General features: G+C 57.7%; 12 protein-coding genes. 5 read left to right on the top strand and 7 right to left on the bottom strand.

Annotated elements, in window-relative coordinates:
* Positions 1 to 34: 34 nt before the first annotated feature.
* The 4 genes from modC to ACO6TI_RS05375 form a co-directional block, all read right to left on the bottom strand.
* Positions 35 to 1120 carry a molybdenum ABC transporter ATP-binding protein gene (gene modC, locus ACO6TI_RS05390; protein WP_422384494.1) on the bottom strand — a complete coding sequence of 362 codons (1086 nt, stop codon included), beginning with the start codon at positions 1118 to 1120 and terminating at the stop codon, positions 35 to 37.
* Entirely contained in the window at positions 1113 to 1820 is a 708-nt protein-coding gene (modB, locus tag ACO6TI_RS05385; protein ID WP_104703125.1) for a molybdate ABC transporter permease subunit, read from the bottom strand. The genes modC and modB overlap by 8 nt, the downstream gene beginning before the upstream one ends.
* Positions 1821 to 1866: 46 nt before the next feature.
* Complete coding sequence (gene modA, locus ACO6TI_RS05380) at positions 1867 to 2628, bottom strand: molybdate ABC transporter substrate-binding protein (RefSeq protein ID WP_422384493.1); 762 nt, start codon at positions 2626 to 2628, stop codon at positions 1867 to 1869.
* Positions 2629 to 2692: 64 nt separating this feature from the next.
* Positions 2693 to 4306 carry a GMC family oxidoreductase gene (locus ACO6TI_RS05375; RefSeq protein ID WP_055115437.1) on the bottom strand — a complete coding sequence of 538 codons (1614 nt, stop codon included), beginning with the start codon at positions 4304 to 4306 and terminating at the stop codon, positions 2693 to 2695.
* 168 nt (positions 4307 to 4474) lie between these two features.
* On the opposite strand from ACO6TI_RS05375, the gene ACO6TI_RS05370 reads away from it, so the two are divergent.
* The 4 genes from ACO6TI_RS05370 to ACO6TI_RS05355 all read left to right on the top strand — a co-directional run bounded on the left by ACO6TI_RS05370 (position 4475) and on the right by ACO6TI_RS05355 (position 7727).
* Positions 4475 to 4882, top strand: a complete 408-nt coding sequence (locus ACO6TI_RS05370) for a GNAT family N-acetyltransferase (protein WP_108875764.1) — start codon at positions 4475 to 4477, stop codon at positions 4880 to 4882.
* A 67-nt stretch (positions 4883 to 4949) separates the two neighbouring features.
* Positions 4950 to 6119, top strand: coding sequence for a hypothetical protein (locus ACO6TI_RS05365; RefSeq protein ID WP_422384492.1), 1170 nt, complete (start codon positions 4950 to 4952; stop codon positions 6117 to 6119).
* A gap of 74 nt (positions 6120 to 6193) precedes the next feature.
* Positions 6194 to 6658, top strand: coding sequence for a DUF1203 domain-containing protein (locus tag ACO6TI_RS05360; protein ID WP_055115431.1), 465 nt, complete (start codon positions 6194 to 6196; stop codon positions 6656 to 6658).
* Positions 6659 to 6893: 235 nt separating this feature from the next.
* Positions 6894 to 7727, top strand: coding sequence for an isocitrate lyase/PEP mutase family protein (locus ACO6TI_RS05355; protein WP_104703129.1), 834 nt, complete (start codon positions 6894 to 6896; stop codon positions 7725 to 7727).
* A gap of 122 nt (positions 7728 to 7849) precedes the next feature.
* Here ACO6TI_RS05355 and ACO6TI_RS05350 read toward each other — a convergent pair whose 3' ends face one another.
* From ACO6TI_RS05350 to ACO6TI_RS05340, 3 genes are all read right to left on the bottom strand, one after another.
* The gene (locus tag ACO6TI_RS05350) at positions 7850 to 8743 is read right to left on the bottom strand and encodes an AEC family transporter (RefSeq protein WP_209003617.1); all 894 of its coding nucleotides are present in this window, start codon (positions 8741 to 8743) and stop codon (positions 7850 to 7852) included.
* A gap of 159 nt (positions 8744 to 8902) precedes the next feature.
* Positions 8903 to 9997: a ribosome small subunit-dependent GTPase A gene (rsgA, locus tag ACO6TI_RS05345; protein WP_422384491.1), complete on the bottom strand. Its 1095-nt coding sequence runs from the start codon at positions 9995 to 9997 to the stop codon at positions 8903 to 8905.
* A gap of 211 nt (positions 9998 to 10208) precedes the next feature.
* Complete coding sequence (locus tag ACO6TI_RS05340) at positions 10209 to 11378, bottom strand: citrate/2-methylcitrate synthase (protein ID WP_055115426.1); 1170 nt, start codon at positions 11376 to 11378, stop codon at positions 10209 to 10211.
* Between the two features lie 79 nt (positions 11379 to 11457).
* Between ACO6TI_RS05340 and ACO6TI_RS05335 the strand changes: the two genes are divergently transcribed.
* Positions 11458 to 12579: a citrate synthase/methylcitrate synthase gene (locus tag ACO6TI_RS05335; RefSeq protein WP_422384490.1), complete on the top strand. Its 1122-nt coding sequence runs from the start codon at positions 11458 to 11460 to the stop codon at positions 12577 to 12579.
* Positions 12580 to 12643: the final 64 nt, after the last annotated feature.

Below are 12643 nucleotides of genomic sequence, written 5' to 3'. Positions count from 1 at the left end.
TTGAAAATCGGCCGGCATTTTTTTCGCGCGAGTTCTAGACCAGGTTGCGTTGGCGGCGATCAATGGCAACGCTCTTAACCAGCACAGTCACCTCCTTGCCGGCATACAATTCAAGGTCTGCAACGGAAGCGCGCGTGATACGCGCACGGATCGTTTGATCTTCAAGCGCGCACAGGATTTCCGCATAGGGACCCGATTCTTCGGAAATGCTGGTTATTCTCGCCTGGAAGGCGTTGCGGATCGACAAACCCTTCGGCGGCTCCACGGCCAGGGCGACATCACGCGCGCGAATACGAAGCCTTACCGTGTCACCGGCCTCGGCCGGAAGATCCGGTATCTGAAGCACCGCACCGCCAATATCGACAAAGGTCAGGCCCCAGTTTGCGTCGATATCGGTCACATTGCCATGCACAAGCGCTCCAGCCTCATGACGACCTGTCGCCCGACCAAGGTCGGTTCTCGTCAGCATCTCGGCGACAGGACCATAGGCTGGTGTGCGACCTTCGGAAAGGATCACCAGCGTGCTGGAAAGCCGGGCGACTTCCTCAATGGAATGGCTGACATAGAGGATCGGGATACCTGCATCAACGCAGAGCCTGTCCAGATATGGCAAAATATCGTTGCGCCGTGCCTGATCGAGACTTGCCAGCGGTTCATCCATGATGAGGAGGTGCGGATTTGACAAAAGCGCGCGACCAATCGCAACACGCTGTTTCTCCCCGCCGGACAATGTTTCCGGCTTGCGTCCGAGCAGCGTGGACAATCCCAGCAGTTCGACAACTTCGTTGAAATCTCGACTGCCGGACCTGCCACCTGCCCAGCGCGCATATGTGAGGTTCGATTTGACACTCAAATGCGGAAACAAGCGTGCATCCTGAAAGACATGACCGATGCACCGCCGCTGAACCGGCAGATTTATCCCCTTGGCGGCATCAAACAGGACTGTGCCGTCGAGCGCGATCCGGCCCCTGTCCGGTTTGACAAGCCCCGCGATCATGTTGGTGAGGGTCGTCTTGCCTGCACCGGATTGTCCGAACAGCGAGGTTACCCCGCCTTCGCTTTCAAATTGCGCCTGGAACTCAAGAGCGCCGACCTTGCCTGATATGTCGACCTCAAGCATTGCCGCCTCCCAGCCGCGTCTGCAGACGGCGCGCAAGCAGTTCCGACGCGATCAATGCCGCAAAGGCGACGACAACGGCTATCAGTGTCAACCTGAAGGCTGCAAGATCGCCACTGGGTGTCTGGGTCGCTGTGTAGAGAGCAAGCGCCAGTGTGCGGGTTTCCCCCGGGATGTTGGAGACAAACGTAATCGTTGCGCCGAATTCCCCCATTGCCTTTGCAAATCCGAGAATCGCACCACCCAGTATGCCGGGCAGCGCAAGAGGCAGTGTCACGGTCAGAAACCCGACAAACCGGTGTGCACCGAGCGACCTGGCGGCGTCCTCAAGCTTGGGATCCACGGCCTCGAAGGACAGACGGATCGGGCGCACGATCAGCGGAAATGACATGACACTTGCAGCGAGTGCGGCACCGGTCCAGTTGAACGCAAAACTGATCCCGAAGAGATTGTCGAGAAAAACACCGATCGGCCCCTTTCGCCCGAATGTCAGCAGCAGCACGTATCCGGTGACAACAGGTGGAAGAACAAGCGGCAAATGCACAAGGGCATTGACGAAACCATGCCCCGGAAACCGGTAGCGGGCCAGAATGTAGGCAACCAGAATCGCAAGGGGCAGTGTCACCAGAAGCGCGGCTGCGGCGACTCTCAAGGTCAGGGTCAGAGCCTGCCATTCGTCGGGTTGAAGATTGAAAAAGTCCACGTTCGCCCGGTCTGCTGGTCAATCCGACCGCCAGTGCTTGTGCGGTCTATTCCACCTTATCGGTCACAAACCCCAGAGATTGCAAGATTTCTCGTGCCTCTTGACCGGAGAGAAAGTCGAGAAAGGCCTCGGCAGCCGGATCCGGACGTCCTTCGGTCAAGGCGGCAAGATACCGGATCTCCGGATAGCTTTCCGCAGGCAGTTCCGCCACGACCGCGACTTCCGGCTCAATTGCAGCATCGGTGCGGTAGACAAGACCGAGCGGTGTGTCCCCTCGGGCCACGGATGCAAGGGCAATCCTGACGTTTTCCATTGGCGCCAGTCGGGCCGAAACAGCTTTCCAGAGACCAAGACTTTCAAGCGCCGCCTTGCCATACCGACCGGCCGGTACGGTTTCCGTATCGGCGATCGCCATGCGCCCACCGTCCAGCGCGCCGGTGATCCGGGTCTCGTTCAAATCAAGGCGTTCCGTTCCCTTTGCCCCGATCAGGACAAGTTCATTCGATGCGATCAGCCGAACCGTTCCGGGGACAACAGCGTCCCGTTCGATGACGTAATTCATCCACGCGTCATCGGCGGAAATGAACAGGTCGGCCGGCGCGCCAGCCTCAATCTGCCTGGCCAGTATTCCCGTTCCTGCGAAGGAGAAAATCACACTGTTGCCGGTCTCGACCTCGTAATCCTGTCCAATCCGTTCCATGGCTTCGCGCATGCTGGCAGCCGCGAACACCGTCAGGCTCGATCCTGCCAACGGCTGAGTAAGCGTCGCCAACAGAAAGCCAATGACAAGAAACAGGCGAGGGAACATTCACACTCCGGATCTGCAATCGGTCAAACAGCCAGTCCATCAAGAAACTGACTTCTATGAGGCGTTAGGCGCTCGCGCGCCTGTCTTCGCGGATCATGTCAGATCCCTTTTCAGCGATCATGACCGTCGGTGCATTGGTGTTTCCGGACGTTATTGTCGGCATGACCGATGCATCGACGACCCGAATATTGCCGAACCCCCGGAGCCTCAGACGCTCGTCGACCACGGACGCTTCGTCGACACCCATACGGCATGTGCTTACGGGGTGGAAAATCGTGGTGCCGATATTGCCCGCTGCGCTTACCAGGTCATCCTCACTGGTGAAGTCCGGACCAGGCAGATATTCCTCGGGTTGATAGGGTTGCATGGCCGGAGCTGCCATGATCCGGCGGGTCAATCGAATGGCATCAGCCGCGACCCGTTTGTCCGCTTCGGCGGAAAGATAGTTGGGCTGGATTTCCGGCTGAGCGGTTTTTTCCGGTGACGCGATATGGACATGGCCCCGGCTTTCAGGACGCAGATTGCAAACGCTTGCGGTCATTGCCGGGAAACTGTGCAACGGCTCACCGAATTTCGGCAACGACAAGGGCTGCACATGATATTGGACGTTGGCCGTTTCAAAGGACGGATCGGTCTTGGCAAAGACACCCAACTGGCTCGGTGCCATAGCCATCGGTCCGGACCTTTTGAAAATGTATTCAAGACCGATCTTCGCCTTGCCGGCCCATGACCCGGCGAGTTCGTTCATCGTCAACGCATTCCGGACCTTGAAGACCGGTCTCAGTTGCAGGTGATCCTGAAGGTTTTCACCGATGCTGCGGTTTTCGTGGCGTGGCTCGATACCGGCCTTTTTCAGAATTTCCGGATTTCCGATGCCTGACAGTTCCAGAATTTGGGGAGACCCGATCGCGCCGGCCGACAGGATCAACTCGCCATCTATCTTCACGGTGGCGGCCTCGCCACCGACTTCCAGCTTGAGACCTGTTACGGTTCCATTCTCGAATTCCAGCCGGTCCACATGGGCTTCGGTCAACACATTGAGGTTGGGGCGATCACCGGCGGGGCGCAGAAACGCTTTGGCACCATTCCAACGGACGCCGGATTTCTGTGTCACCTGAAAGTAGGCGGATCCGAAATTGTCCCCGCCGTTGAAATCTTTCGTCTTGGGAATGCCGTTCTGTTCGCATGCGACGCGAAACGCGTCCAGCAGTTCCCAGGTCATCCTTTGCTCCTCGACACGCAGATTTCCGCCCTGAGCATGAGACTCGTCGTCCCAGGCGTAGTGATCCTCCGATTTGCGGAAATAGGGCAGAACATCGTCCCACGCCCACCCTGCAAGTCCGAGTTGGCGCCAGTGATCGTAGTCCCATGCCTGACCGCGCATGTAGATCATGCCGTTGATCGATGAGCAGCCGCCCAAAACCTTGCCGCGCGGATAGAGCAACGAGCGACCGTTGAGACCAGACGTCGGTGCGGTCTTGAACCCCCAATCCACACGCGGATTGCCGATACAATGCAGATATCCGACAGGGATGTGGATCCAGATATAGTTGTCTTTCTTGCCGGCCTCGAGCAGCAGCACCTTTACGTCCGGGTCTTCCGACAACCGGTTCGCCAAAACGCACCCAGCCGTCCCGGCGCCGACAATCACATAATCCCATGAGCCGAGATCGCGCATCAGTCCTCCAAACCTTGTTTGCGCGATGGAGGCACGAGAGAACCGTGCGGTCAAGCTATCCACTTGTAGAAACAGACATCGAAAACGAACAGAATTCGGTGTAGTCGCTTCAACCCGGCCGCAACAAAACAGTGACTATCCGACTCATTCAGGGACAGCCAGACCGACATGACAATCAGATTGACCGGGCAAACGCCAGATACAGACACCTATCTCAGCCTGCGCGCCGCAGGTGGATTGAGCTCATACGACAGGGATGCGGCGGATATCGGGCTGAAAAACAGCCTCCATTCAGTGATGCTTTTCGACAAGGACCAGCCAATCGGCATGGGACGTCTGGTGGGTGACGGTGGCTGCTTTGTACAAGTCACCGATGTAGTCGTTCATCCGGACTACCAGGGCCGAGGCCTTGGCAAGGAGATCATGAGTGCACTGACCGCTTTCATCGAAACAAGGCTGCCACCCTCGGTTTATGTCAGTCTGATTGCGGATGTTCCGGCAAATCACCTCTATGAGCAGTTCGGCTTTCGTGAAACCGCACCACGCTCTGTCGGCATGGCGCGACGCGGCAGGTGACCTCGTTTACGCAATTCTTACGAGACCTTGCGACAACTGAACGCGACCCGTCAGCGAGGCTTCAGGCATGTCCAATTTTACACAGCGTAATCTGGAAGGAATTTTCCTGACGGTTTTCCATGCCGTGTGCAGGGTTTACCGGCCGCTGCGCAGCTGGATAGGCGCCTGTGTTCTCGGCGTCTTTGTCCTGATGACGGCGGCCGTCGTTCAGATTTTTCCGGTCTCCAACTGGGACATGTTCGCCTATACGGCGGTTGTCCTGGAAAGTGACACTGACGATGTGACTGCGCTGCACCGGCAATCCTATTCCCTGGTGAGAGACAATGTCACGGAAGGCGAATTCATAACGTTGACCGAGGACCGGCCCTACAGGGTACGCCAGGCAAGGGACGCGGAAGCCTTTCACACAATGCTCGGTTTTTACCGTCTGAAGGTCCTTTATGTCGAGACCGCCAGACTGCTTGCAGATCTTGCAGGTCCCGTCGAAGCGCTCCGGATGATTTCAATGATGTCGGCACTCGCCATCGGCGTGGTGTTGCTGGCATGGCTCGCGCGGACCGGAACGCTGATGTACGGGCCCGTCGTTGCTGCTTTCCTGATGCTGTCGACTTTCGGCTACGCCGCGCTGCTCATCACGCCCGATCTCTATGCAACTTTCTTCCTGGTCCTGGCCGCGTTCTTCTACGTGGAGAAGCTGGATATTCCAGCTGCACTGACCCTTGTCGCTGCCTTCCTCACGCGGCCTGATCATCTCGCCTTCATCGGCGTCTTCTTCGTGTTTGCCGCGATATACGGGCCGGGGCGCTGGATTCAGGCCTGCTGCTTCGCGGCTTGTCTGGTAACCTATCTCTGGATCACCCGCGGTTCGGACCATCCCGGCTGGTGGATCCACATGTGGTTCACGCATATCGAATACGCGCCGACCCTCAAGGATTTCAAACCGGCGTTTTCGATCGGGACCTATCTGGAGATGCTCATGCGTTCGACGGTCAGATCCTTGATGGGCTTCTCATGGATCGCGTTGCTTTTCGCACTCATTCTGTTTTTTGCAAAATGCGTCGTGCCGGACAGGATGGACCAAAGGTCCCGTGTTCTGCTTTATGCGGTTTTCGCATCAATCTGCGCCAAATATCTCGTTTTCCCGCATTACGAGACACGCTTCTACCTGCCTTATCTCATCATCATGGGCATGATCCTGCTGGTCGGCTGGCATCGTCAGCAGATATCCGAAACCTGATCGCTCGCAAATCGGGTCGCCTGCATGTGACCCGGACACTAGGGTCGCTCAACATCTATTGAGGAGATCCATTCATGTTTCAGGTACACCCCCTGCCGGCAGGCTCGTTCGCCCACCTTTACAGCATGTCTGACGAGGATCTTGCTGCCCGAAACGTTCAGGTGCACCTTTCAGACGGTGCCTTTCCCTGCCGCGTCTCGCTTGCGGATGCCGCGGAAGGAGAACGTGTTTTTCTCCTGAACTTCGAACATCAGCCTGGCGATACTCCGTACCGCTCCCGTCACGCTGTTTTTGTTAAGGACGGGGCCGTCGAGGATCATCCCCTGCCAGGCTCGGTCCCGGCCTGCATTGCCAGCAGGTTTCTTTCAGTGCGGGCTTTCGACAAAACTCATGAAATGGTCGATGCAGACGTTATCGAAGGCAGCGACGTCCAGGATCTGATTGCGACTTTTTTTGCTGATCCAAAAGTCGACTACCTGCACCTGCACTATGCCCGCCGCGGTTGTTTTGCCGCAAAGGTTACGCGCTCTGTCGGTTAAACCGCCATAGTTTGCGCTCAGTATCACGGGAGGCGGCCTGGAAACGGTGCCTCCCATTTTCATTTTCGACAGCCCTGGCGTCCGGTTCTGCCTGCCCAACCGGTACCTGATTTTTGGATAAACTGGGTCTGGCATCCGCATTCAAGTTTTGAAAGCGTTGCTGGAAAGGGATGACATCGGAAATAAACTCTAGATAATACAATCTTGTTTCAACAACCTTTGGGAGAAGCGTATCATGCTGACCGCAGCCAGCCGCCGCGCCGCATTCAAAGCCCTTCATGAAAACGGACGGGCGTTTTTGATGCCCAACCCCTTTGACATCGGTTCAGCACGTGTTCTCGACGGCATGCGCTTCGATGCCCTGGCAACCTCCAGCGCAGGATATGCCTGGACGCAGGGTGTGCGCGATGCCGAGGGCCTTATCAGCCGTGACGACGCGCTTGGCCACGCGGCCGACATCATCAGCGCAACGAGCTTACCCGTGAACGGTGATCTGGAAAACGGGTTCGGCCACAGCCCTGAAGACGTCGTGGAAACGGTAAAAGGCGCGATTGAGGTTGGCCTTGCCGGCTGCTCGATCGAGGACTACACGACCAACCCGCAGGACCCAATTTATCCGCTGGAAGAAGCGGTCGAACGGATCAAGGCTGCGGTGGACGCGAAGAACAGGCTTGCGACGGATTTCGTTCTGACGGCCCGCAGCGAAGGACCGGTAAAGACCCAACATGAGCTGGACGAGACCATCAAGCGACTGAATGCATTTGTCGAAGCCGGTGCAGATTGCGTCTATGCGCCCCAGCTCAAGGAAAAAGACCAGATTTCCGCCGTTCTTGCCGCGGTCAAGGCACCGATGAATGTACTCGCCGGACGCAAGAATTTCCACCTGACCCGGAAAGAGCTGGCGGATATGGGGGTCGCCCGTGTTTCAATCGGCGCAGGTCTTGCCCGGATTGCGCTCGGAGCTTTCGTTGCAGCCGCCGAGGATATGAAAGACGGCGGCGCTTTCGGATGTTTTGACCGGGCGCAGGGAATGAGTGACTTCGAAGCCTTCATGAAAGCCCGGCCCTGAGCAAAAGGAGACCACGCACAGTCAGAGGCCTCTGAAATGGCAGCGTGGCGACAAGCTTGTCGTTCACATGCGTTGCGTGCTCCTGGATTCCGGTCAATTGTCTCAATCCGTTGACCGGAACCCTAACCGGTTGCCCAATAGGTCAGAACGATCGGCAGGGTCACAAGTGTCAGACAGGTGGACACGAAAATGAACCCGGCAACGCCATCGGCCTCATCAGGCTGATGTTGTGAGATGGCCAGGTAGGTTGCGACCGACGGGGGCATGAAGCACAACAGTATGATCACGCTTTCAATTTTGGCATCCAGGGTCAGAACCTGCGTAATCGCGAGGGCTGCGATTGCCGAAACCCCGATATGGGTGACTGATAGAATCACGGCGCGCGTGACGCCGCCGAACTTCAATGTCTCGAGGCTGTGTCCGAGCGTCAGCAACATGATCGGAATGGCAAGCCCCCCCAGAATTTCGAGACTCTGGTCCACGGGCTCCGGAATTTTCCATTCGGTTGCAAGCAAGACCAGGGCGAAGATGACCGCATAGATAACGGGCTGGCGCACAAGTGCCCTGAAATCGGGACGTCCCATCGGTATCGCGATACCGATGGTGAAAATTGCGGTCAGTACGACAACGATGAAACCGATCGCAACGGCCGCACCTTCCGGGCCGAAAGCGAGCGTTGAAACCGGCAGGCCGATATTGCCGACATTCGACAGCATCATCGGCGGCAGATAGGCCCTGAGCGGGATGCGCAACAATTTCATCACGATCAAGCCAATGACACCGAAGATCGCAATCATGCCCACTGCTGCCGCCAGAACGGTCAGAAAGGTCTCAAGCTGAATATGTTCCTTCGCCAGATGAGACAGGATCAGCGCGGGATAGCCGACATTCGAGACAAGCGAACCGAAGAGTTTGCGGTCAAATGGTGCCTTGAAACAGGCGAGTGCATAGCCGAGCAGAACGCATAGCAGCACAGGCAACATGATGTTGATGACATGTTCGGCAATACCCGACACGTTTCGCACCCCAATTCAATGATGTTCAGTTCAAGACATTTAAGCCGGGATAAATGTAGATTCACAACCACGCTGGATGCGACCCCGGGATAACCAGCGCATTAATGCGCGCTTTGCTCCCGGGTTCCACCCCCTGCTGTCCTGAAAGTTCAGAGTGACTTACTCGGTTCGTCTGTTCCGGTTTTCCTTGGCTTTCACGACCCGGCGAACCATCTTGCCGAACGCCTTGTCTTTGGATCGCCGCTCGGCAAGGCTCGCAGAATTGAAAGCCTCTTCAGCCTTCAGCTTCCGCCATCTTTGCAATCTGGCACCGTCCAGATCACCGGACTGGATTGCATTTTGGACCGCACACCCCGGTTCAGTCTCGTGCCTGCAATCCTTGAACCTGCAATTTGCCGAAAACTCTTTGAGATCCGCAAACAGATCCTCGATGCCGGAGGCGGCATCCATGAGCTGCAGCTCGCGCATGCCGGGCGTATCCAGAACGAGGCAGCCTCCTGACACCAGGTGCAGTTGCCGACGCGTCGTCGTATGACGGCCCTTGGCATCGTCTTCCCGGATCGCCTGCGTCGCGATGGACCGTGTTCCGGAAAGGGCATTTGCCAAAGTCGATTTGCCAACACCCGACGAGCCGAGAAACGCGACCGTTTTACCAGGCTTGCACCAATCAGCCAGTTTGGATTTCGGTTGATCGCCACGCGCATCGAGAGTGATGACGGGCGCCAGCTTTGAAATGGCAGAAGCTTCGTCGGCAAATGCCTGCGGGTCTGAAACAAGGTCGGACTTCGTCAGGAGGATAACCGGGTCAATCTCTGCCTCGAAGCAGACTGCTACATAGCGTTCCAGCCTCGCGATATTGAAATCCTGATTGCAGGATGAAACGATGAATGCCGTTTCGATATTCGCGGCGATCAACTGGACCTGCCGATCCGTTCCCGGTGCGCGGCGCTTCAGCAGGCTCTTGCGTTCCAGCACTCGGCTTGAAGGCACATGCGCGGGATCCAGCAAGATCCAGTCCCCAACCGTCGCATCCGCACGCGGTGGAATGACTTCGTCGACCGCCGAGCCAATAACGTGAAGCCCGTTGCGATGCACTTCAACAACACGGACGGGAGGTGTTCCGACAAGTTCGTCCGAACTGATCTGTTGCGCAAAGTGAGGTTGCCAGCCGAGTTCCTCCAAAGGGGAGAATTGCCGGTCTGTTCCTCCACGTTGCGTGCCGGGAGGAAAGAATTTCTGATAATTTCGTGTCATGGGATGTCTCGAGACTTAAACACACGTCATCGGGCGCCCAGACGGACGCCGGTTCATGTATTTACGGCTCTCTGCAATTCAGAGAGCCGGCTCAGGCAAGCTCTAACATCCAATCTCCATTGATCGCGCCGCTGCGGGCGCAAAACGAAGCTAGTGGCTTGCAACGGAATTTTCAAGATAGGCACAGCCAGGTGGTGTCATCCGCGCACGACTATTCCGGTCGCTCCCCCACATAGGCCGCGCGGGGCCGGATCTTTTCATGAGACGCATATTGCTCCAGCGCATGGGCTATCCAGCCGGTCATGCGCCCGGCGCAGAAAATGATCTTGCCGGCATCTTTCGGCAGATCGTAGGTTTTCTGGATCACGGCGAGAGCCAGGTCGATATTCGGTGGCAAGCCGAAGAGATCATCCGCTGCCTTTATCAACCCCGGCAGGCGCTCGACAAAGGGATCACTGCCTTCAGTCCGGCACAGAATGTCGAGCAGGCAAACGGCACGCGGATCCCGGCCCTGATAAACCGAATGACCGAATCCCGGTAGTGTCTCTCCGCGCGCCAGCCTGTCCGCGAGCATTTCCTCAATGTCGGTTTCGGGTTGAATTTCCGCCAGCCAGGCTGTGGCGCGATCCGGCGCGGCCCCATGTCGCGGGCCGGCAAAAGCACCGAGGCCTGACAGCAGCGCCGCATGAAGTGGAGCGCGCGTGGAGGCCGCGCATCGCGCGGTGAACGCACTGGTGTTGAGTTCATGATCCGCGCACAGCACGAGAGCGGCCCGGATCAGGTTTTTTGCCGACGACGACGCGCCATAGGCGTTTGCAATTTGCGTGTGGATCGGAATAGCCACAGGCTCCTTGCCCAAAAGTGCGGCGACCGAATATCGCAGAAGGGCCGCACCCTTTGTCTGCAGAAGTCTGGGTGCAAGCGTGAAGGCCGCCTTGTCCTGAAGTGGCCAGGCGGCAAGCGCCATCATAAGCCTGTCCAGCGCGGGGAGCCCTTCGGGCATCGCAGGTGGTTTTTGCGGCACATTGCCGGCAAACGGGTCTTCACCGGATGCCCATAGCAGCGTTGCGACGGTTTCAAGCGTCGATGTCTCGGCAAGATCCAAAGCGGACCGGCCACGATAGACGGGCCCGTCTTCGGCGATCAGCGTCAGCTCGGTTTCAAGAACCGGATCACCAGTCAGCGGCCGGGCACCCGCGTGGTCCTCGGCAGCCCTGCGGCCCTTCAGCCTTCGGACATCCGTAGCATCGTAGCGTCGCTTCTTGCCCGGTCCGGCGACGGAGGAAATCAGTCCGCGGCTGACATAGGCATATAGTGTTGCCGGCTGGACACCAAGCTCGGCTGCTGCTTCGCGGGCGGAAAGGTAGATTGGTGTGCTCATATATTGATTCTAATTGTCAACATTGATCAATGCAATGTCGACGGCATATCAAACGGAAACTGAACAATAGGAGCTGACCATGACCGAAGTGCCAAATCCGGCTCAAATGACCCAGGATCCTGTCGCCGGCCTTGAAGGGGTCGTTGCCGCCACAACGAGCCTCAGTGACGTCGACGGACAGAATGGCGTGCTAGTTCTTCGTGGCAGGACGATTGAAGATCTCGCCGGCAAGGTCTCCTTTGAAGACGCCGTTGCGCATCTTTGGCAGGGCCTTGGCGTAGCAGAGGCAAGATCCGTAAAATACGCGTTTGGAGAAGCGAGAATTGCCGCTTTTGCCGTGGTACCGCTACTGGAAAGCGCGCCGGATTCGCTGTCCGTCTATGAGCGCATGCAGCTTGGCCTGGCTGCACTGCCCTTGAACAGGGGATTGCCGGAAACAATTGCCATTGGCGGCGCCTTGCCGGTTTTTCTTGCCGCCGCCCACCGGATCGCGTCTGGAACGAGATCGCTGGCACCGGACAGCACGCTGCCCGTGGCAACCGACCTCCTGCGCATGCTGACAGGCGAAACACCTCCGGAAGCGCACGCACGCGCGCTTGACAGATATCTGGTGACGATCCTCGATCACGGCCTCAATGCCTCCACCTTTACGGCGCGCGTGATCGGATCGACGCAGGCCGACATGAAACAGGCCGTTCTGGGCGCCATGGGAGCTCTCAGCGGGCCGCTGCATGGCGGTGCCCCCGGGCCGGTACTCGACATGATCGACGCGATCGGAAGTCCGGACAATGCAGATGACTGGATCACCGGCGCGCTTGAAAGAAAGGAACGGCTGATGGGATTCGGGCACCGTATCTACCGGACACGGGACCCCCGCGCGGATGTATTGAAAGCCGGTCTGAAACTTCTCGGACCAGACAATCCGAAGGTAAAGCTTGCCGAAGAGATCGAACTGGCAGCTCTTGCCGCATTGAAAAGGGCCAAGCCGGACCGGCCGCTGGACACGAATGTCGAGTTTTACACGGCAGTTCTTCTGGACGCGATCGGGATCGACCGTGCGCTGTTCACGCCGCTTTTTGCGACCGGGCGGACACCGGGCTGGTGCGCCCACGTTCTGGAGCAGCAGCAGACCGGCAAACTCATTCGTCCGGCGTCACATTATGTCGGACCGATGCCAAGCGAAAACGAGCCTCTGACGTAGCGCGCTTGTCATTGCTGCCCCGGCCTTGAGCCGGGGCCTCACATCCCTGTTTTTCAATGAACCC

It is taken from the genome of Roseibium album (assembly GCF_965233825.1).
GTDB lineage: Bacteria > Pseudomonadota > Alphaproteobacteria > Rhizobiales > Stappiaceae > Roseibium > Roseibium album.
Note: the sequence above shows the minus strand (reverse complement) of the source record. Positions and strands in the feature narration are given on the sequence as shown.

Bases quoted from the DNA above. Each gene is read 5' to 3' on its own strand.
- ACO6TI_RS05335 (WP_422384490.1), top strand. From the start codon at position 11,458: ATGACCGAAGTGCCAAATCCGGCTCAAATGACCCAGGATCCTGTCGCC.
- ACO6TI_RS05365 (WP_422384492.1), top strand. From the start codon at position 4,950: ATGTCCAATTTTACACAGCGTAATCTGGAAGGAATTTTCCTGACGGTT.
- ACO6TI_RS05370 (WP_108875764.1), top strand. From the start codon at position 4,475: ATGACAATCAGATTGACCGGGCAAACGCCAGATACAGACACCTATCTC.
- ACO6TI_RS05375 (WP_055115437.1), bottom strand. From the start codon at position 4,306: ATGCGCGATCTCGGCTCATGGGATTATGTGATTGTCGGCGCCGGGACG.
- rsgA (WP_422384491.1), bottom strand. From the start codon at position 9,997: ATGACACGAAATTATCAGAAATTCTTTCCTCCCGGCACGCAACGTGGA.
- modC (WP_422384494.1), bottom strand. From the start codon at position 1,120: ATGCTTGAGGTCGACATATCAGGCAAGGTCGGCGCTCTTGAGTTCCAG.
- ACO6TI_RS05355 (WP_104703129.1), top strand. From the start codon at position 6,894: ATGCTGACCGCAGCCAGCCGCCGCGCCGCATTCAAAGCCCTTCATGAA.
- ACO6TI_RS05340 (WP_055115426.1), bottom strand. From the start codon at position 11,378: ATGAGCACACCAATCTACCTTTCCGCCCGCGAAGCAGCAGCCGAGCTT.
- ACO6TI_RS05360 (WP_055115431.1), top strand. From the start codon at position 6,194: ATGTTTCAGGTACACCCCCTGCCGGCAGGCTCGTTCGCCCACCTTTAC.
- modA (WP_422384493.1), bottom strand. From the start codon at position 2,628: ATGTTCCCTCGCCTGTTTCTTGTCATTGGCTTTCTGTTGGCGACGCTT.